Raw genomic sequence first — 19,755 nt, 5'->3', positions numbered from 1 at the left:
AATCATGCCTGCCACTCATGCCTGCCCGGCGTCAGCCAACCGGCGGCGCGACTCGGCCCGGCGCACCGCGCGCCCGCGCGGCGTCACCCGACGTCGGACCAAGGCATCCCCGGTGCCGGCCGGCGTTTCCAGGGCCTCCAGCAACCGCTGGCGCAGGCGCTTCAGCTTGGCCTCGTCCTCGATCTTCGAGCCCAGCACATCGTGCACGTAGAAGCTGTCCACCGCGCGCTCGCCGAAGGTGGTGATCTTGGCGCTGTCGATGATGAGGTTCTGGCGCGTGAGCACCTGGGTGACGCTGTAGAGCAGCCCCGGGCGGTCGCGGCCGTTGACCTCGACCACCGTGTGGCGCCGGCTGGCCTTGTTGTCGATCAGCACCCGCGGCGAAACCTTAAAGACATCGAGGCGCGAGGGAATGGGCGAGGCCAACTTGCGCAGCTCCTGCGCCGGCTTGAGGCTGCCGGTCAGGGTGCGAGCCACGGTTTCGCGCAGGCGCTCCAGGCGTTGCGGGTCGCGCAGAGGCCCGCCGGCCGCGTCGTGGACGTAGAAGATGTCGAGCGCCATGCCGTTGGACAGGGTGATAATGCGCGCGCCCTCGACACTGGTGCCGGCCACCGCCAGCGCACCGGCCATCCGGCTGAACAGGCCCGCATGGTCCGGGGTGTAGATCGTGACCTCGGTGACGCCACGGTAGCTGTCCACACGGGTGTCGACGGTGAGACTGCGCCCCGCCGCCTCCGCCTCGCGCACCAGTTCCGCATGGCGGACATGGGTCTCCAGGTCGAGCGAGAGCCAGTAATTGGGATAGCCGCGGGCCAGATGCTGCGTCACCTCCTCGGCGGGCCAATGGCCCAGTCGCTCGGCCAGCGCCTGCTTCGCCTGCTCGACCCGGCGGTCGCGGCCCTCGGTCACCAGCCCGCCGGTCAGCACCTCCTCGGTGCGCCAATAGAGTTCGCGCAGCAACGCCGCTTTCCAGGCCGACCAGGTGCGCGGCCCCACCGCGCGGATATCGACCACGGTCAACACCAGCAGCAGGCGCAGCCGCTCCACCGACTGAACCAGCTCGGCAAAGTCCTGGATGGTCTGCGGGTCCTCGATGTCCCGCTTGAAGGCGGTGTCGCTCATGCGCAGGTGCTGCAGCACGAGCCAAGCGACCGTCTCCGTCTCCTCCTCGCTGAAGCCGAAGCGCGGGCAGAGCTTGTGGGCGATCTTGGCACCCTCCACGGAGTGGTCGGCGCGGCGGCCCTTGGCAATGTCGTGCAGCAACACCGCCATGTAGAGCACCCGGCGCGAAAGCACTTTGCCGACAATCTCGGAGACGATGGGCAGCTCCTCGGCCAGTTGTCCCTGCTCGATGTCGTAAAGGATGCCCAACGCGAAGATCGTATGCTCGTCCACCGTGTAGTGGTGATACATATTAAACTGCATCTGGCTGACCACGCGCCCGAACTCAGGCACGAAGCGCCCAAAGACCCCAGCCTCGTTCATGCGGCGCAGCGCCGGCTCCGGATCGTCGCGCCCAGCCAGGATGTCGAGGAAGACGGCGTTGGCCTTGGGCTCCTGGCGCAACTCCTTGTCCACCAGGCGCAGCGAGCGTGTGATCCAGCGCAGAGTCTGGGGGTGGATATCCAGTTCACGCTGCTGTGCTACGCGGAAGATGCGCAGCAGCTCCAAGGGCTTGGCATGAAAAACCTCAGGCCCTTTTACAGAAAGGCGATCGCCGTCGAGGCGGAATCCGGAAACTTGTCGCCGCCGGCCGTTGGCGGACAGCAGGCGGAATCGCGAACGGCGTGCGTGTTCGGCTTCGAGCTGGGCACAGAAGATGCGCGTGAGCGCGCCCACCTCCTTGGCCATCAGGAAGTAGTGCTTCATGAAACGCTCGACGGCCGACGCGCCGCCGTGGTCGGTGTAGCCCATGAGCGGCGCGATCTGCTGCTGCAGATCAAAGGTCAGGCGCTCCTCGGCCCGCCCGGTGAGGTAGTGGAGCTGACAGCGCAGGGTCCAGAAGAAGTCCAGCGCCTTGGCAAAGCGCCTGACCTCCGCCTTTGAGAAAACGCCCAGGGCCATGAGGCGGGACACCTCGTCAACGCCATAGACGAACTTCGCGAGCCAGAAGAGCGTGTGCAGGTCGCGCAAGCCGCCTTTGCTCTCCTTGATGTTGGGCTCCAGCACGTAGCGCGAGCCTTCGCCGTGGCGCTGATGCCGCCGGTCGCGCTCGGCCAGCTTGTCCTCGATGAAGGTGGCGGAACGGCCCTCGCGCACCTCGCTGCCATAACGCTGGCGCAGTTCGAGAAAGAGCTTCTGCTCGCCCCAGAGGTAGCGGCTTTCCAGGAGGCTGGTGGCGATGGTGGTGTCGGCCCGGGCCTGGCGCAGACACTCATCGATCGAGCGCGTGGCATGACCGACCTTGAAGCCCAGGTCCCAGAGAAAATAGAGCGTGGCCTCGACCACCTGCTCGCTGCGCGGCGCCGGCTTGTAGCTGTGCAGGAAGAGGATATCGATGTCGGAATAGGGCGCCAGCTCGCCGCGTCCATAGCCCCCCACCGCCACCAGGGCCAGGCGCTCGGCCATGGAGGGGTTGTGCAGGGGAAAGAGGTCCTTGGTCACATGGTCATAGACCAAGCGCAGCAGTTGGTCGGCAAGAAAACAAAGCGACTGCGCCGTGGCGCGGCCACTGGCGCCGCCTTCGAAGCGGCGCTGGATCTCGGCACGGCCCTGCGCCTGGCTCTCCTTCAGGATCTCCAGGATCTCGGCGCGCGCGCGCTGTGGGCTCGAGGAGCGCAGGAAAGCCCGGGCGAGCTTCTCCTGCACCTGGGCGCGGTCGATGATGGCGCGCCGCCGGAGGATGGCGTCTTTGGGCTTTGTCTGTTGCACACTGCTCATGCGGGAAAGATCGGCGCTGTCAGTCGATGCCGCAAGGGCGGCATTCGGCCGGAGATCGTCATCGCAGGATGAAGCGCCGCTGCCCCTGCTCCGCCCAGTCGGCCGTTTCCACCTCCTCTTCGAGATGAAAGAGGCGCCGCTCCCCGGTCTCGGCAGGATAGGTGATGGAGAGCTCCAGGCGTGCCGGCCCCAGCTCTTCCGCCGGGAGGTTCAGCGCGAAGGCAATCGGCGGCTGCCCCGCTTCCGGCAGCAGCGTCTCGGCCAGCAGGCGCTCGCCCCCGGCCGCGCAAAGCCGCGCGGAGAAACTGGCATCGGGCGGCAGCAGCATGCGCTGGCGATAGCTGGCAAGACCCTCAAGCTGCACGCTTTCCGCCCTCCTGGCAGCGCCGGAACGTCCTGCCGCGCAGCCGACCAGGAAGGGCATTCCGGCGAGCAGTGCCAGAGCCTTGCGGCGCGCTCGGAATGTCATGGCTGCCGCTCCGGCTTAGAAGTTGATCCGCAGCTTGGCGAGGCCGATGCCTTCGCGGCCGGCGTCGCGCTGATGGCCCGGCTGGCGCCGCAGCATCACCGCGCCGGACAGGTCGATGGCCTCGTTCAAGGCGAAGCCGTAGGAGGCCTCCAGCGAGACCTCGCGGCCACTGGGCGTGAGGTTGAGGTTCATGCTGCGATGGCGCAAGCCCAGGTCCGTGGTGCGCCCCACCGGCAGGTCCATGCGCGCCGAGCCGCTGCGCACCCGCAAGGGCTGGTTCAGGGTGAGTGCGAAGCGGTCGCGCGCATCGAACAGTTCCTGCCCCTGCAGGCCGATGCTGTAGGACTCGCTGGCGATGGTGGAGACATCGCTGAACAGCGAGGTCGAGGAGGTCCGCGCCTGGGTCCAGCCCCAGTAAGCGCTGCCCACCAGGCTGACATTCTTGAAGCCCAGGCGGTCCAGCGCCAGCGCCCCGGAGAGGCCGGTGAACCAGGTCGGCGTGTCGCCCTTGGTCTCGAAGGCACCGCTGGTCTTGGCGCCCAGGATGGTGCCGCTTTCGTTCAGCAAGCCGCCGGTCAGCGCAAGGCTGCCGAACGCGCCGGCCTTGCCGAAGGGCAGGCTCACCTCCGCCGCGCCACCCCAGACCCGGTCCTCGTTGCGCTCCTCCTGGCGCCAGTTCCAGGTGTCACGGTGCAGCCCCTCGAACATGCCCAGCCGCAGGGCGCCCAGGCTACCGCTGCCCAGTTCGACGGCGCCGCCGTGCCCGCGGCTGACAAAGCCGAGATAGGGGTTGGTGAAGGCCTCGCGCCCCAGCACCATCTCCTCCTGCACCCGCTCCTCGGCCTGCAGGCCGAAGCTGCGCATGGGACTGCGGTTGCTCCAGCCGCTGACGGCTACGCTGTCGCTCAGCGGCAGGGTGATCAGCGCCTCGGCCTCCAGGGCAGGCACCGAACGTGAAATGGGCGTGAGGCTCGCCTGGGGCTGGGGCCGGAAGGCAACCTCGAGTGCGGCACCGCCGCCGAGCGCGATGCTGTGCCGTTCGGGCTTGCGGGCAAAGGCGCTGAGCAGGTCCCGCGCCTCGGTCACCTGGGTGTTCACCTGGACCATGGACTCGACCGGCAGGTTGAAGCCGCCGCCCAGCCGGTCGAAGGTCATGATGTCGAGGTTGGCGAGCGAGCGCGCCAGGCCATCACCGAAGGCCGGCCCCAGACGAACGCGGCTGGCGGCGATGTCGAAGCGCTTCGCCGTCTGCAGATCACCGCCCACATAGACCAAGGGCGGGCCGCCGATGGGCTGCATGGCCGCGGCAAGGTTCATGAAGCCATGGCCGTAAACGCTGGAGTGGGCGTGGGTCACACCTTCGGCAAACTCGCTCTTGCCAATCTCGCCAGGCGCTTCCGCGAGGATGATATCCCGCTTGCCGATCCGCCCCACCAACTGGCCGTCGACCCGCTTCAGATCCTTCCAGCCACCGAAGTTCTCAGCTGAAGCCAGCAGCCTGGCGACCAGTTGGGCCGGCGTGTGGTCCGGGAAGGCCTGCGCCAGGATGGCGACGGCCCCAGACACCTGGGGCGTCGCCATGGAGGTACCGATGAAGGCGGCGTAATCATCGATGGGAACGGAGCTCAGGACTTCCGTGCCATCGTGCGAAATGCAGTATGCAGCAGTCCCAGCGCAAGGCGCCGACCAGCGCTCGGCACGCAAGGCGCTGCCACTGCGGTCGTCCGGATCGTCGTAGGTGAAATCCACATTGGCGACGGTGATCCAGGCTTCCTTCAGCTCGGGGAAAACTTCCGGCAAGGCTGCACTGGAGTCGGCGAAGGAAAGAGCGGCGTTGTTGGAAAGGGCGAAGACCACTACACCCTGCTTCTGGAAGGCATCCAGGGCCGAGACATAGGCGGACCAGTCCTCCGGGAGCCAATCGGCAACGCCTTCGAAGGTTTCGGCATCATCGGCTAGAACGAGCGACTGCACGAAAACCGTGAAGGCGGCGGCTGGATCGCCGCGCAATTCCTCTCGATCGACTTCAACATTCCTCAGGAACGCATTGATATCCCGCCTAACATCAGGCGCCAGATCGTCGATTGCGTCCGGGTCCGCCACCACGCGATTGACGTCCTGGGTGCGCACCCGCTCCATACCCTGGCCTTCGAAGCCCCAGGAGTTGCTCTGCACCCCCGCCCCGGCTTGACGTGCCACATCGGTCGCGTTGGCCCAATGCGCCGGAGAAAAACCCAGATCACCGACGAAGTCCTCGTTGCTGCCGAGATGAAGGCGAGCGTCGAAGGCCATGCCGAAACTGCCGCGGCCGTTGCGTGCGCCGGCGGCCAAGCCTGCAACATGCGTGCCATGCTCCTCCACCGGCATTGTATTCCGCTGGTAGACGCTCTCGATCTTCGGGGCGATTTCCGGATGGTCGAGCTGGAAACCGTCGTCGAGAATAGCGATAGTCTGGCCTTTGCCGGTCGCGCCATAGCCGTAGGCTTCCGGTGCATTGACCAGTTCATAGGGGTTGTAGCCGACGAGATCGTCTCTGCGCGTCCCGCTCAGCGCCATCATCTCATCACGATAGAGGCCCCCGGGGCGGAACTCTGCCGTCCTGCTCGCATCATAGGGCAGGCTCGTGGCCGAGCGCGCCCAGCGCGGTGCCCGCTCCCCGCCATCGTCTCCGCCGGTCGCGAGCAACACCGCCGAGCCGCCGAGGGCCAAGCCCAGCCCGACCGGCACCAGTACCTCGGCATTGAAGGCGTCTGCTTCTTCCGGTGCGGTCGCCTCGCTTGCAGCCGTTTCGCTTTCCGGCGCTGGCCCCGCCGCGTCATCCTGTGCCCAGGCCGCTGCCGCCTGGAGCCACACGAAAGTCAGTGCGCCGGTAAAGCAAACGCTCCGCGCCAGACCGGACCGCAAGCCGGTCCACCCCTTTCTTTCCACGACCCTGTCCCCCCGAAGTTCCGATTCGCATGACCAGAATAGGCAGGTTTGCTCAAAAGTGGAGATCAATATTGACCGTTCGACGGCCCCGTCTTGCCGATGCGGCTAAGCCCGGGCGGCTTCGGAGAGCAGCGCGCGCAGTCGGTAGAGCAGGTCCAGCGCCTCCTTCGGAGTCAGTTCGTCTGGATTGACCGCCTCCAAGACCTCCTCAAGCGGGTCGGGGCCTCTGGCTTCGCCCGCTGGTGCGACCTGGCGGGCGGCGGCGCTGAACAGCGGCAGGTCATCGGCCAGACGTGACAGGGCCCCGGCCTGCTCCCCCTGCTCCAGCTTCTCCAGCACGGCCTCGGCACGGGCCACGGCGGCTGCGGGCAGTCCGGCCAGCTTGGCCACATGGATGCCATAGGAGCGATCGGCAGCGCCCGGGCCGACTTCGTGCAGAAAGACCACCTCGCCCTGCCATTCCTTCACGCGCATGGCATGGCAGGTCAGCGCCGGCAGGGTCGCCGAGAGGCGGGTGAGTTCATGGTAGTGGGTGGCGAAGAGCGCGCGGCTGCGGTTGACCTCGTGCAGATGCTCGACGCAGGCCCAGGCAATCGAGAGCCCGTCGAAGGTGGCGGTGCCCCGGCCGATCTCGTCGAGAATCACCAGCGCGCGCGGCCCGGCCTGGTTCAGGATCGCAGCCGTCTCCACCATCTCCACCATGAAGGTCGAGCGCCCGCGCGCCAGATCGTCGGCCGCGCCCACCCGGCTGAACAGCCGGTCCACCGTACCGATCACGGCCTGGCGCGCCGGGACGAAGGAGCCAATCTGCGCCAAGAGCGCGATCAAGGCATTCTGGCGCAAGAAGGTCGACTTGCCCGCCATGTTGGGGCCGGTCACCAGCCAAAGGCGCTGTTCGTCCGAGAGGTCACAGTCGTTGGCGACAAAGGGCCCACCCTGCTCTGCCCTGAGGGCGGCTTCCACCACAGGGTGCCGGCCACCCTCGATGACGAAACGGTCGGAATCCTCCACCTGCGGTCGGCACCAGTCCTCACTGCGGGCAAGGCTGGCCAAGCTTGCGGTGACGTCGATTTCAGCCAGTGCCCGAGCGGCACCCGCCACCTGGTCTCCCTCCTGCAGCACCCTGGCACAGAGCGCCTCGAAGATCTCCACCTCCAGCGCCAAGGCCCTGTCGGCGGCCGAGAGGATCTTCTGTTCGAGCTCGGACAGCTCCACCGTGCTGAAACGCGTGGCGCTTGCCAGGGTCTGGCGGTGGACGAAGGGCGAGTCGGGTCCGGTCGGTACCTTGCCCGCGTTGCTGGCCGACACCTCGATGAAGTAGCCCAACACGTTGTTGTGCTTCACTTTTAAGGAAGCAATACCCGTCGCCTCAACGTATCTGGCCTGCAGGCCGGCTATTAGGCGGCGGCTTTCGTCGCGCAATCCCTTCAATTCGTCGAGATCGCCTGAGTAGCCCGCAGCGACGAAGCCGCCATCGCGCAACAGCCCCGGCGGGTCGGCCACCAGGGCCCGCTCCAATTCGCTGCGCAGCTCCTGCAATCCGCCCAGCCGTTCGGCACAGGCACGCACCTCAGCGGGGCAGGGTTGCACGGCCGGATCGGTGAGCAGGCGCTGGAGTTCCGACGCCACCGCCAAACCGGCCCGCACGGCGGCCAGGTCGCGCGCGGACCCGCGGCCCAAGGAAAGACGCGACAGGGCGCGCTCCATGTCGGGGCAGGCCTTCAACGAGGCACGCAGATCCTGGCGCAAGCCTTCCTCCGCCAGCAGGAAGGCCACGGCATCCAAGCGCGCCGTGAGCGCCTGAGGATCGGTCAGGGGCGCCGAGAGTCGGCTCGCCAGCAGGCGTGCGCCGGCCCCGGTGACCGTACGGTCGATGGTCGCAAGCAGGCTGCCGCGCCGGCCGCCATCCATGGCGCGGGTCAGTTCAAGGTTGCGCCGGGTCGCGGCATCGATCTCCATGACCGCGCGCCCGCCTTCCCCCGGTCGACGCGGCGGCGCGAGTCGCGGCAGGCGCCCCTTCTGGGTCAGTTCGAGATAGTCGACCAGGGCGCCGGCGGCGGAAAGCTCGGCCCGGTCGAAGTCGCCGAAGCCGGACAGCGTCCCAACCTCGTAGAGCCCCTCCAGGCGGGTGCGGGCGTTCTCGCTGTCGAAACGAGTCCCGGGCAACGGCGCCAGGCGCGCCTTCCAGTCGGCCAGTGCCTCGGCAATCTCTGAACGCGCCAGCAGGCGATCCGGCAGGAGCAGTTCGCTGGGCTCCACCCGGCCGAGCGCCGCCGACAGACGATCCACCTGTAGCGACTCTACCTGGAAGTCGCCGGTCGAGACATCCAGCCAGGCCAGCCCCAGGCCACCGGCTGCATCAGCCAGAGCGGCCAGATAGTTGTTGGTGCGCGAATCGAGCAGCTGGTCCTCGGTCAGGGTGCCCGGCGTGACGATGCGGATAACCTCGCGCTTGACCACCGCCTTGGAGCCGCGGCGCTTGGCCTCGGCGGGATCCTCCATCTGCTCGCAAACGGCGACCCGGAAGCCCTTGCGGATAAGGCGGGAGAGATAGGCCTCGTGGGCATGCACCGGCACGCCGCACATGGGAATCTCCTCCCCGTCATGCTGGCCGCGTTTGGTCAGGGTGATATCCAGCGCTGTCGCCGCCTCCACCGCATCCTGGAAGAAGAGCTCGTAGAAATCGCCCATGCGATAAAACAACAGGCAATCGGCATGCGCCTCCTTGATCGCCAGGTATTGCTCCATCATGGGGGTCACCGCCTTGCCGGCGGGGCTTTCGCTAGGCTGCGCGTCGGGCACGGTTCTCGAGACTCGTTCGCTCTGGTGAATGAAGGCGCGGGACCCTAGCATAAGCGCCGGGCCCTGGCAGCGCCGCGCCTGCGTACTGGCATCGAAGGAGAAGCCTGAGTGACAGACACCCAATCGTCCCATATCCCGCTGCCGGAGATCGTCGGCCAATTCGGCACGCGCGAGGAGTTCGAGGCGGCGATCGCAGCACTTCTCGCCAACGGCTTCGCGCACGCCGACCTCTCCGTCCTGGATAGCCACGAAGCCCTGGAAGCGGCACAAGACGAGCCATGGCACGAACGCCTGTCCGGAATGGTAGGCGAAGTGAAGTACATCGGGCCGCTCACCACCGCCGGCTTTCTTGCGGTGGCAACGGGCCCGGTAGGTGCGGCCATCTCCGTGGCCGTGGGGGCCGGCGTCGCGGCCATGGCGCTGCGCGAAGCCCTCGACCAGGTGGAAGCAACCCCGCACAGCGAAACCTTCGCCCGCGCCCTGGAGCAAGGCGCCGTGCTGCTCTGGGTCGCCTGCGCTGATGCTGCCGCCGAAGCGCAGGCCCGAGATATCCTGCTGCGTCACGGCGCGCGTGATGTGCACTTGCACCAACGCAAGGCCGACATCCCCAGCTGAATCAAGCCGAACAACTTTTCGTGCCGGGCTCGGTCGGTCTAAGGTCGCGCTCGAAGAACAAGGAGGAATGCCCGATGGAACTGAGAAGCGAGGCTGCCTGGTGCCTGCCTGAGGACGCCGCCGAGGCCGTGCTGGTGGGCCGCGTCTGGCGTCCGGATCTGCAGGGCCCGGCCGTGGTGGTGGTACGCGGGAACGAACTGCTGGACGTCACCGACAGCATCGCCACGGTCAGTGCGCTTTGCGCCGAAGCCGATCCAGCAAGTTTCGCCAGGAACCTTTCGGGCGAATCTCTGGGGGATCTGCAAGCCATTCTGGCGAACACGCCGCGCCAGGGCCGTGACAGCAACCATCCCTGGCTGCTCAGCCCCATCGACCTGCAGGCTGTGAAGGCTTCCGGCGTCACCTTCGTGATCAGCCTGCTGGAACGGGTGATCGAGGAACAGGCCCGCGGCAACCCCGCGCAGGCCGAAACGGCGCGCAAGGAGATCCAGGCGGCGATCGGCCAGGATCTCGCCAGCCTGAAGCCCGGCTCCGAGGAGGCCATGGCGCTCAAGGAACTGCTGATCCAAAAGGGTGTCTGGTCGCAGTACCTGGAGGTGGGCATCGGGCCCGACGTCGAGGTCTTTACCAAGGCACAGCCGCTGTCCTCGGTCGGGCATCTGGCCGAGGTGGGCGTGCACCCAGCGTCTGCCTGGAACAACCCGGAACCGGAGGTCGTGCTGGCGGTGGCACCCGATGGCCGCATTGTCGGCGCGACCCTGGGCAACGACGTCAACCTGCGCGACGTGGAGGGCCGCTCGGCCCTGCTGCTGGGCAAGGCCAAGGACAACAATGCCAGTGCCTCGCTCGGCCCCTTCCTGCGGCTTTTCGATGGCGGTTTCGATCTCGACAGCGTGCGCAGCACCAAGGTCTCGCTGACAGTGGAAGGCGAGGACGGCTTCCGCCTGGAGGGCGAGAGCGAGATGCGCAAGATTGCGCGCGACCCCGCGGATATCGTGGCCCAGACCATCGGCCCGCATCACCAGTACCCGGACGGCTTTGTGCTCTATCTCGGCACCATGTTCGCACCGGTGGAGGATCGCGACGCCCCGGGCCAGGGTTTCACCCACAAGAGCGGTGACATCGTCACCATCGGCGCCCCCGAGCTCGGACAGCTGGTAAACCGGGTTGTGCCCTGCGATGAGGCGGAACCCTGGACCTTCGGCATGACCGCGCTTTTCCGCAGCCTGCAAAGCCGCGCGCAAAAGCGCCGAGCCTGAACCAAGGCAAGAGGAGAGATCATGGCCTCCGCAACACTCGACTTCTACTTCGACTTCTCCAGCCCCTACGGCTATCTCGCCGCCATGCAGATTGAAAAGCTGGCAGCAAAGCATGACCGCAAGGTGGCCTGGAAACCCTACCTCCTCGGCGCGGTCTACCAGAAAATCGGCGGGGAGCCGCTGGTGAACGTGCCGATGAAGGGCGAGTACTCGCGCCGCGACATGGAGCGCTGCGCGCGCGAGATCGGCGTGCCGCTGACCTTCCCGCCGGCCTTCCCTTTCGCCTCGGTGGCGGCCTGTCGCGCGGTCTATTGGCAGCAAGGCGATGACCCGACGGCAGCCGGCGATCTAGTGACCGCGCTCTATCGCAAGGCCTTCGCTGAAGGCGGCGATATCAGCTCGGCGGAGGGGGTTCTGGCCGTGGCCGAAGGCTTGGGCATTGACCGCGCCGCCCTCAGCCAGGCGCTGCAGGAGCCGGCGATCAAGCAACGCTTCAAGCAGGAGGTCGAGGCCGCCCTCGCGCGCGGCGTCTTCGGCTCACCTTTCATCTTCGTGGACGATGAGCCCTTCTGGGGCTCCGACCGCCTGGAGATGGTGGACCGCTGGCTCAGCCGCGGCGGTTGGTAGCGTAGGTTTCCGCCGGCACGCCCTCGAGGGCATGAGCGCCGCGGCGGTAGCGAAAGACCCCTTCCCCGCGGCCGATCAGCTTCGCCTCGCTTCCCGGACCGCTGTCCGCACTCACTTCAGCGCTCGCAAAAAAGACCGAGCGACCGCCACCAGTGCAGCGGCTGCGCGCGAGCAGGCGCTGCCCCGCGCGGCCGGCAGCGATGAACTGAGTGGAGAGTTGCAGCGTCATGGCCCGCCGGACGTTGCCGGGCACGCTGCAATAGGTGCCGGCGTAGCCGCAGGCCGCGTCGATCAGCGTCGCCAGCACACCGCCGTGCATCACCCCACTGCGGTTTCGGTGCCGCTCGTCCAGCCAGAGTTCGAGCAGAGCCGTTCCTTCCTGCCAGTCCAGCAGGCGATAGCCCACAATATCGCCAAAGCGCCCGGGAACCCGATCCGGGTCCAGCGGGCTGTCGTCGTTGGTTTGTATCACGAAGAATCCAAATGGCGGTGAAGCTACTGGCGGGGAACGCGCGCCAGATGCTGCTCGAGTTCCCGACGGAGTGACGGCGGCAGCGCTTCGACGGCGACGCGGACATCGTCCAGAACCTGCCGCACGCCGTAGAGTTGGTCCAGCAGATTGAGAACCAGCGGAATGGCCTCGTCATTGACGTCCAGGTCACGCTTGAGTTCGACGATCAGCTTGACCCGCGCCGCGTCGGCCTCATCGAAATGCCAGTCGCTCCCCGACCGGCGCGCCAGGACCCAGGACTGGCGAACGAAGGCAACGACCTCCTGCTCTTCCACCTCCAGTCCGGCGGACCGAGTCCGGTCGATCACCTCGGCGAGGCTGAATGGCATCCTGACCTCCCCTTCTTCAACGGCAATCAATCCATCCCCGCCTTCACGCGAGGATTGTAGCTGTGGCGCGTGGCCCAGTCCTTAGCGAAGGCCTGGAGTTCCTCATCCGGCTTCTCCGGCAGTACCACCCGCAGGGTGACATAGAGATCTCCCGGCTCACCGCCACGGCGGTCCGGCACGCCCTTGCCCTTCAAACGCAGGGTGTTCCCGCTGTTAGAGCCCGGCGGCACCTTCATGGCCACCTTGCCGGCCAGGGTTGGGACCTGGACCGTGCCGCCCAGCACCGCCTCGACCAGGGAAATGGGCAGTTCCAGATGCAGATTCTTGCCTTCCCGGCCGAAGAATGGATGAGGCTCAACCTTCACCTCGACGTAGGCATCGCCAGCGGGCGCCCCGCCGAATCCCGGCAGCCCCTGCCCTTTGAGCCGCAGCGTCTGTCCGTCCTCAGTGCCAGGGGGAATGGTCAGGTCCAGGGTACGTCCATCGCCAATCTGCACACGCTTGCGCGCCCCTGATGCCGCATCGGTGAAGCTGACCTTCAGGCTATAGGAGACATCCGCCCCCTTCTGCTTGGGGCCGCCGCCGCCCCGTGCTCCAAAACCGCCACCGAACAGATCTGAAAAGATATCCTCGAAACCTCCGCCCGCCGTCTCATAGTGAGCGTACTTCTCTCCGCCTCGGCCATGCGCACTGCGGTAAAAGCCGCCTCGGGCCGTTTCCTGACCACTGGCGTCAATCTCGCCGACATCGTAGCGCCGGCGCTTTTCGGGATCTGACAGTATGGCGTAGGCGTGGCTGACGTCCTTGAACTGCTGCTCCACCTTCGTGTCGCCCGGATTGAGGTCGGGGTGCAGCTTTTTGGCCAGACGGCGGTAGGCCGCCTTGATCTCATCGGCCTTGGCCGACTTGGCGACCCCCAGGACGCTATAGAGATCCTTCATGCAGGCGTGACTCCATCAAGCAGAGAGCACCAATGCCCGCTGCGGCCATAGCATCGCAGCATCGCGCCGGTGTCACGAAACAATCTGGTCACGGCAAGACGCCATGACCAGATTGCCAGCAGTGTTTTTTACACTTCTGTATCGTAAATCAGGAGACGATCTTCCAACTGCCGTCGGACTGCTGACAGGCAGTGCCATAGGCTTCCTCGACATCGCCGCCCACATTCACAGTCGTACGATACTCGCGGCAGTATTGGCCGCTCTGGTTCGTCCCGTCGCGAGTCGGCACCACGGTGCCGTAGTTGCCGCTGTCCGGATTGTTCCAGGTGATCTCTTCACCAAGCGGCGCGGTGTGCGCCCGCGACACGGCCTGGTTGGCGCGGTCCCTGTCGGCCTGATCCATGTGCTTGCCGATCTCGCTGCCAAGCAGCAGTCCAGCGACTGCACCAATGCCGGTGGCGGCGGCGCGAGTCGCGGAGGAGCCGCTTTTGCCAACGGCGGCACCGGCCAGGCCGCCAAGCACGGCGCCCGTTCCAGCACCAATGGTCTGCTTCGTGCCGGGACCGCCCTGCTCTGCGCAGCCGGCCAACGCCAGCCCCCCGGCCAGAACCGCGATCGTGATGAATTTCTTGGTCATTGTATATCGCCCCTTATTCTTGGCGCACTTGGCGCTCTCCCGATTGAAGCGCGCCCCGGCTGATAGCAACGCTGGCATTTTGGCATCAGCATGGCATTGTGCCGGACGAAAGGCCGCCGCCCGGACATCCCTCATACGAAAAGCGGCCAATTGCTCTCGACAGTGGAATGATGCAGCCGATGCCCGCGATCTTCAATCCCGACAGCCCCGCCGACGATCCGCTCGCCCTTTTCCACGGCTGGCTTGCCGAGGCCGAGGAAAAGGAGATCAACGACCCGACGGGCATGGCCCTGGCCACTGCCGATGCCCAGGGCCGCCCCTCCTTGCGCATGGTTCTGCTGAAGGGCGCGGATGATGGCGGCTTCACCTTCTACACCAATGTGGAAAGCCGCAAAGGCGAGCAGCTGACGGCGAATCCCAATGCAGCTTTGCTCTTCCACTGGAAGTCGCTGCGCCGCCAGGTACGCGTGGAAGGTCCCGTTTCAGTGGTGACACCGGAGCAGGCCGACACCTACTTCGAAAGCCGACCCCGGCAAAGCCGCATCGGCGCCTGGGCTTCGCAGCAGTCGCGGCCGCTGGAAAGCCGCTTTGCCTTGGAGAAGCGCGTGGCGCGCTATGCGGCCAAGTATGCCACGGGCACCGTCCCCCGCCCGGCTTACTGGACCGGATTCCGTGTGGCGCCCTTGCGCATCGAGTTCTGGCAAGACGGTGCTTTCCGCCTTCACGACCGCGCCCTTTACAGCCGTGATGCGGAAGACCAGCCCTGGCAGAAGCAGCGACTCTACCCCTGACCGCCCGCAGCACGAGAGACCTGCCATGAGCACGGCCAAGCAGAATGGGCGACTGATGCGGCTGGCCACCTATGCCTCGGTGACCACCGCTCTGGTGCTGATCGCGACCAAACTGGGCGCCTGGTGGCTGACCGGGTCGGTCGCGCTTCTCTCCAGCCTCATCGATTCGATGTTGGATGCCGCCGCCTCGCTCGTGACCCTCTTCGCCGTCGGGCATGCGCTGGCACCGGCCGATGCCGAGCATCGCTTCGGCCATGGCAAGGCGGAGCCCCTCGCGGCGCTGGTGCAGGCTGGCTTGATCACCGGCTCCGCGCTTTTCCTCGTGTTCGAGGCACTGCCGCGGCTGCTCAATCCGCAACCCATCGAATCCGGCAGCGTGGGCCTGGCTGTTATGGTCTTCTCGATCCTGGCCACCTTCGCCCTCACCCGCTTCCAGCACTATGTGGTGCGGCGCACCGGCTCGACGGCGATCAGCGCGGATGCCTTGCACTACTTTGCCGACCTGCTGACCAATGCCGGTGTCATCGTGGCACTGATCCTCGCCACGCAGTTCAACCTGATCCTGGCCGATCCGATCATCGCCCTCGTGATCGCCGGCTACATCTTCTGGAGTGCGCTGAAGATCGGGCGCTCAGCGCTCGACATGCTGATGGACCGGGAGTTGCCGGACGACCAGCGAAAGCAAATCCTGGAGGTGGTCCGGGCCCACCCGGACGTACTCGGCGTGCATGAACTGAAAACTCGGGAATCCGGTCAGAACACCTTCATCCAGCTTCATCTGGAACTTGACGGCGGCATGAGCCTCTACCGCGCCCACGTGATCGCCGACACGGTCGAGGCCGACCTGCAGACCCACTTCCCCGGCGCCAACGTCATCATTCACCAGGACCCTCATGTCCTGTCGGAAGACACCCCGGTCTATCGTTAGGCTCGCCTGCCGCGGTGCTTTGGGCGTTTCCTCAGCCGCCGGCGCTTGCTAACCAAGCGCCGGGGCGCAAAGGCAGAGGATGAGCGCGATGAACGGCAGCAGCTTCGGCGACGACCACCAGGAGATCCGCGAAGCGGTGCGCCGGCTTTGCGCCGACTTTCCGGGTGATTACTGGCAGGCTCTCGACCGCGATCGCGCCTACCCCACCGCCTTCGTCGACGCGCTGACCCACTCGGGATACCTGGCGGCACTGATTCCCGAAGAATATGGCGGCTCCGGGCTGCCGCTGTCGGCCGCCGCCGCCATCCTGGAGGAGGTCCAGTTCGCCGGCTGCAACGGCTCGGCCTGCCACGCCCAAATGTACGTCATGGGCACCCTGCTGCGTCATGGCTCCGAAGCCCAGAAGCAGCGTTGGCTGCCGGAGATCGCCAGCGGCCGCCTGCGGCTCCAGGCCTTCGGCGTCACCGAGCCAGGCAGCGGCACCGACACCACCTCGATCCGCACCACCGCGAAACGCGACGGCGAGCGCTACATCGTCAACGGCCAGAAGATCTGGACCTCGCGGGCCGAGCATTCCGACCTCATGCTGCTGCTCGCCCGCACCACGCCGAAGGAAGAGGCTGCCAAGCGAACCGACGGCCTTTCCGTTTTCCTTCTGGACATGCGCGAGGCACGCGAGGCCGGTCTGACCATCCGGCCGATCCGCACCATGATGAACCACGCCACCACGGAGGTCTTCTTCGACAACGTGGAGGTGCCGGCGGAGAACCGCATCGGCGAGGAGGGCAAGGGTTTCCGCTACATCCTCTCGGGCATGAATGCTGAGCGCATTCTCATCGCCGCGGAATGCATCGGCGACGCCCGCTGGTTTCTCGACAAGGCCAGCGACTACGCCCGGGAACGCAGCGTCTTCGGCAAGCCCATCGGGCAGAACCAGGGCATTCAGTTCCCCATCGCCAAGGCCTTCGCCAACACGCGCGCGGCCGACTTGATGGTGCTCGAGGCCCTGCGCCTCTACGAGGCCGGGGCCGATTGCGGCGCCGAGGCCAACATGGCCAAGATGCTGGCGGCCGATGCCTCCAACGAGGCGGCGAACGTCTGCATCCAGACCCACGGCGGTTTCGGTTTCGCAGAAGAATTCGACGTAGAGCGCAAATTCCGCGAAACGCGGCTCTACCAGGTCGCCCCCATCTCCACCAACCTGATCCTCTCCTATCTGGCCGAGCACGTGCTCGGACTGCCGCGATCCTACTGAGACGCGCGCCATTAACGGCACAGCCGCGGGCTTTATATAAAGACGAGTTGTCGGTGTATTTCAGATGTTCGCTCTCAAAGGATGCCTTTCATGACAACCGTCGATTTGCTCGAGTTCCAGCGCGAGTTCGGAGAGTTCCAGCACAAAGCACAATGCGAGCCGGTCGAGATCACCCGGCACGGGCGGCGGGAATTCGTGCTGATGTCGGCCGACCACTATGACTGGCTCAGGGCCGCTGCGCAGCGCAGCCACCGCATAGCAGACGCCGTCGATGTGGTCATCGACGCGGTGGCGCGCGCGGAGATGGACCCAGAACACAGCCATCTCGACGATCTGCTGAAGTAAGGTAGACGTCGTGGTGCTTCCCGAACCCAAGCCAGGCTTTGTCATGCACCATAACTACCTGTGGACACATGAGGCGGCCACGGGTCGTGTCGCTCTCGCCACCTTTATTCACCTCGGCGCCTCTGTCTTAAGCTCCAGATAAGCCTCAAGCGACCCCGGACCGCATGATGCGGGTCAACAAACGGTTCTGATAGATGCGATCTGCATGGCGGGATGCTGCTGCCTCGTCAGGACATCTGTGCTAGCCAGTCTGTGACGCGGGTCTCCGCAACGCCCTTCAAATCGCAAAAACAGAGGAACGAGAGCATGAGCAAACCCCACATCCTGATGCCCGGGCGCATGATGGATCTGGTCGTGCAGCGACTGGATGACGCCTTCACCCTGCACAAGCTGTGGGAGGCAGAGGACCAGGAGGCGGCCATCGCCGCCGTAGCCGACAAGGTGGAAGGCATCGCAACCGGCGGGCACCGCCGCGTCGACGGCGATTTCATGAGCCGCTTTCCCAATCTGAAGATCGTGTCCAACTTCGGCGTCGGCTATGACACGGTGGATGCGGCCTGGGCCGGCAAGCACGGCATCTATGTCACCAACACGCCGGACGTCCTCACCGACGAGGTGGCGGACACCACCCTCGGCCTGCTGCTGATGACCGTGCGTCAGCTTTCGGAAACCGAGCGCTACCTGCGCGCGGGCCGTTGGGAGAAGGAAGGTGCCTTCCCGCTGACCCAGAACACGCTGCGCGAACGCAAGGTCGGCATCCTGGGCCTCGGCCGCATCGGCAAGGCGATTGCCCACCGCCTGGAGGCCTTCGGCAGCCCCATCGCCTATCACGGCCGCAACAAGCAGTCCGATGTGCCTTATCGCTACTACGACAATCTCGTGGAGATGGCGCGCGACGTGGACATCCTCATCTCCGTGGCACCCGGTGGCGCCTCGACGCACCACCTGATCTCCACCGACGTGTTCAACGCACTCGGACCGCAGGGCGTCCTCATCAATGTCGGGCGCGGCTCGGTGGTGGACGAGCAGGCCCTGATCGCGGCCCTCAAGGAGGAGCGGCTCTTCTCGGCCGGACTCGATGTCTTCGAGCACGAGCCCAAGGTGCCGGCGGAACTGATGGCCATGGAGCGTGTGGTGCTGTTGCCCCACGTGGGCTCCGCCTCCATCCACACCCGGAACCTCATGGGTCAGTTGGTGGTCGACAACATCACCAGCTTCTTCGAGAAGGGCAAGCCCTTGACCCCGGTGGCGGAAACGCCCGTTTCCTGATCCGGTAGGCCAAAGAGGCAGTTACAGGCTGGGCGGCCTTCTCGGGCCGTCCGGCCTTTTTCTTGCCCGGCGCTGTCTCAGAACAGCGGCAGCAAGGGCATGAGCGGCAGCGGCCCCACGTAGAGCAGGCCGTCCTGCGCCGAGAGCGGCACCTCGATGACGCGGTGGCCGTCCGAATCTTCCTGGGACAGCGCGCGCAGGCCCATGGCACCGAGCCGGGCAATGTCCTCGGCAATAACATCACCGTCGTGAAGCGCATCAAGGGTGCGTTCGAAGCCGCGAATGCGTGCCGTACCGGCCCCCAGCACACGATTGCGCTCGTCCAGCGTGACGCTGGCATCGCCCGCCAGGGACAAGGGCCCCCACTGCAGCGCCATGTGCTCCAGCTCCGTCGTGCCGCCCTCCGCTGCCCAGGCAGGCAGCGCTTCCTCCGGCGGCGCCAAGGGGACAGTCCCCTCTACCCGGCCTTGGGCTTCCAATAGATCGATCCGCCGGCCCAGGGGCGGCGCCAGTGCGCCGGGCAGATCCCAGTCCTCCATCGCCAGAAAAAATGGCAGCAGCGCCTCCCGCGCCGGAGGCTCCTCCTCGCCCGCCAGCGTTCCCCAGGCGAGGTCCAGCCTTCGGAGCGAACTGGGACCGTCGGGGTGTCCGGCCAATGCCAACCGCTGGAGCTGCAGGCGACCGCTCGCCACGGCACCCCGATCATCAAGCAGGAAGCGCCCCTGTCCCGCACCCACAGCCAGTTGAAGCTCAGCCGCACCGCTGGACTCAGGCGGATACAGTTCATGGGTGCCGCTGAACGTCGCAGTGATGGTCCGGAGATCAAGGAAGGCGGCTTCCGCGTGGACCGCCGGTGCCTCCCACCGCCAACCGCCCCGCCCTGTCAGATGCGGCTGCTCCAGCCTCAGCCGCAAATGCGCTGGGTAGCCGGAAACGGTGGCGGACGCAAAACCGAAGTCTCGGCCCTGCTCGCGCTGCACCGTCTGCCAGCGGGTGAGCTGCTGCTTCAACTCCCCGGCTGACCACCACCAAAAGGCGCTCCACGCCACGCCGAGCAGCACGAGCAGGAACAGCAGGGAAACAATCAATCGACGCATGAGGTGGAATCCTACAGCAGAGCGGGGCGGGTTCACGTCCATACTCCGATCCCGCCCAATTCGGAACAGGCC

Annotated in this window: 17 protein-coding genes; 8 read left to right on the top strand and 9 right to left on the bottom strand. The window is 66.1% G+C overall.

Going from position 1 to position 19,755, the window contains the following annotated elements; genetic code table 11:
* Positions 1 to 15: 15 nt before the first annotated feature.
* The 4 genes from P2G67_RS02810 to mutS all read right to left on the bottom strand — a co-directional run bounded on the left by P2G67_RS02810 (position 16) and on the right by mutS (position 9,028).
* Positions 16 to 2,880, bottom strand: a complete 2,865-nt coding sequence (locus P2G67_RS02810; RefSeq protein WP_275819809.1) for a [protein-PII] uridylyltransferase — start codon at positions 2,878 to 2,880, stop codon at positions 16 to 18.
* 58 nt (positions 2,881 to 2,938) lie between these two features.
* On the bottom strand, positions 2,939 to 3,349 hold the full coding sequence (locus tag P2G67_RS02805) for a YbaY family lipoprotein (RefSeq protein WP_275819807.1): 411 nt from the start codon (positions 3,347 to 3,349) through the stop codon (positions 2,939 to 2,941).
* 15 nt (positions 3,350 to 3,364) lie between these two features.
* Entirely contained in the window at positions 3,365 to 6,277 is a 2,913-nt protein-coding gene (locus P2G67_RS02800) for a S8 family peptidase (protein WP_275819805.1), read from the bottom strand.
* Positions 6,278 to 6,382: 105 nt separating this feature from the next.
* Positions 6,383 to 9,028, bottom strand: coding sequence for a DNA mismatch repair protein MutS (gene mutS, locus P2G67_RS02795; RefSeq protein WP_275819859.1), 2,646 nt, complete (start codon positions 9,026 to 9,028; stop codon positions 6,383 to 6,385).
* A gap of 159 nt (positions 9,029 to 9,187) precedes the next feature.
* Between mutS and P2G67_RS02790 the strand changes: the two genes are divergently transcribed.
* The 3 genes from P2G67_RS02790 (at position 9,188) to P2G67_RS02780 (ending at position 11,580) form a co-directional block, all read left to right on the top strand.
* Positions 9,188 to 9,694 carry a hypothetical protein gene (locus tag P2G67_RS02790; protein ID WP_275819803.1) on the top strand — a complete coding sequence of 169 codons (507 nt, stop codon included), beginning with the start codon at positions 9,188 to 9,190 and terminating at the stop codon, positions 9,692 to 9,694.
* 74 nt (positions 9,695 to 9,768) lie between these two features.
* Positions 9,769 to 10,953: a fumarylacetoacetate hydrolase family protein gene (locus P2G67_RS02785; protein WP_275819801.1), complete on the top strand. Its 1,185-nt coding sequence runs from the start codon at positions 9,769 to 9,771 to the stop codon at positions 10,951 to 10,953.
* A 21-nt stretch (positions 10,954 to 10,974) separates the two neighbouring features.
* Entirely contained in the window at positions 10,975 to 11,580 is a 606-nt protein-coding gene (locus tag P2G67_RS02780) for a 2-hydroxychromene-2-carboxylate isomerase (RefSeq protein ID WP_275819799.1), read from the top strand.
* Here P2G67_RS02780 and P2G67_RS02775 read toward each other — a convergent pair.
* From P2G67_RS02775 to P2G67_RS02760, 4 genes are all read right to left on the bottom strand, one after another.
* A complete protein-coding gene (locus P2G67_RS02775) occupies positions 11,561 to 12,052 on the bottom strand; it encodes a PaaI family thioesterase (RefSeq protein ID WP_275819797.1) in 492 nt (163 codons plus the stop codon). The two genes, P2G67_RS02780 and P2G67_RS02775, sit on opposite strands and share 20 nt — an antisense overlap.
* A gap of 23 nt (positions 12,053 to 12,075) precedes the next feature.
* Entirely contained in the window at positions 12,076 to 12,420 is a 345-nt protein-coding gene (locus P2G67_RS02770; RefSeq protein WP_275819794.1) for a chaperone modulator CbpM, read from the bottom strand.
* Positions 12,421 to 12,446: 26 nt separating this feature from the next.
* Positions 12,447 to 13,361 carry a DnaJ C-terminal domain-containing protein gene (locus P2G67_RS02765; RefSeq protein ID WP_275819792.1) on the bottom strand — a complete coding sequence of 305 codons (915 nt, stop codon included), beginning with the start codon at positions 13,359 to 13,361 and terminating at the stop codon, positions 12,447 to 12,449.
* Between the two features lie 148 nt (positions 13,362 to 13,509).
* Positions 13,510 to 13,998 carry an RT0821/Lpp0805 family surface protein gene (locus P2G67_RS02760; RefSeq protein ID WP_275819790.1) on the bottom strand — a complete coding sequence of 163 codons (489 nt, stop codon included), beginning with the start codon at positions 13,996 to 13,998 and terminating at the stop codon, positions 13,510 to 13,512.
* 179 nt (positions 13,999 to 14,177) lie between these two features.
* Here P2G67_RS02760 and pdxH point away from each other — a divergent pair, with 179 nt between their 5' ends.
* From pdxH to P2G67_RS02735, 5 genes are all read left to right on the top strand, one after another.
* The gene (pdxH, locus tag P2G67_RS02755; RefSeq protein ID WP_275819788.1) at positions 14,178 to 14,789 is read left to right on the top strand and encodes a pyridoxamine 5'-phosphate oxidase; all 612 of its coding nucleotides are present in this window, start codon (positions 14,178 to 14,180) and stop codon (positions 14,787 to 14,789) included.
* Between the two features lie 25 nt (positions 14,790 to 14,814).
* Positions 14,815 to 15,717 (top strand): cation diffusion facilitator family transporter, encoded by a 903-nt coding sequence (locus tag P2G67_RS02750; protein ID WP_275819786.1) that lies wholly within the window; start codon positions 14,815 to 14,817, stop codon positions 15,715 to 15,717.
* An 88-nt stretch (positions 15,718 to 15,805) separates the two neighbouring features.
* Positions 15,806 to 16,972, top strand: a complete 1,167-nt coding sequence (locus P2G67_RS02745) for an acyl-CoA dehydrogenase family protein (protein ID WP_322099622.1) — start codon at positions 15,806 to 15,808, stop codon at positions 16,970 to 16,972.
* 90 nt (positions 16,973 to 17,062) lie between these two features.
* Positions 17,063 to 17,317 (top strand): type II toxin-antitoxin system prevent-host-death family antitoxin, encoded by a 255-nt coding sequence (locus P2G67_RS02740; RefSeq protein WP_275819782.1) that lies wholly within the window; start codon positions 17,063 to 17,065, stop codon positions 17,315 to 17,317.
* Between the two features lie 306 nt (positions 17,318 to 17,623).
* The gene (locus tag P2G67_RS02735; protein ID WP_275819780.1) at positions 17,624 to 18,586 is read left to right on the top strand and encodes a 2-hydroxyacid dehydrogenase; all 963 of its coding nucleotides are present in this window, start codon (positions 17,624 to 17,626) and stop codon (positions 18,584 to 18,586) included.
* A gap of 77 nt (positions 18,587 to 18,663) precedes the next feature.
* On the opposite strand, the gene P2G67_RS02730 is transcribed toward P2G67_RS02735, so the two are convergent.
* The gene (locus tag P2G67_RS02730; RefSeq protein ID WP_275819778.1) at positions 18,664 to 19,683 is read right to left on the bottom strand and encodes a DUF2125 domain-containing protein; all 1,020 of its coding nucleotides are present in this window, start codon (positions 19,681 to 19,683) and stop codon (positions 18,664 to 18,666) included.
* Positions 19,684 to 19,755 lie beyond the last annotated feature (72 nt).

This window comes from Aquibaculum arenosum, from assembly GCF_029222965.1.
GTDB lineage: Bacteria > Pseudomonadota > Alphaproteobacteria > Kiloniellales > DSM-21159 > Aquibaculum > Aquibaculum arenosum.
This window is presented reverse-complemented; position numbering and strand designations above follow the sequence as displayed.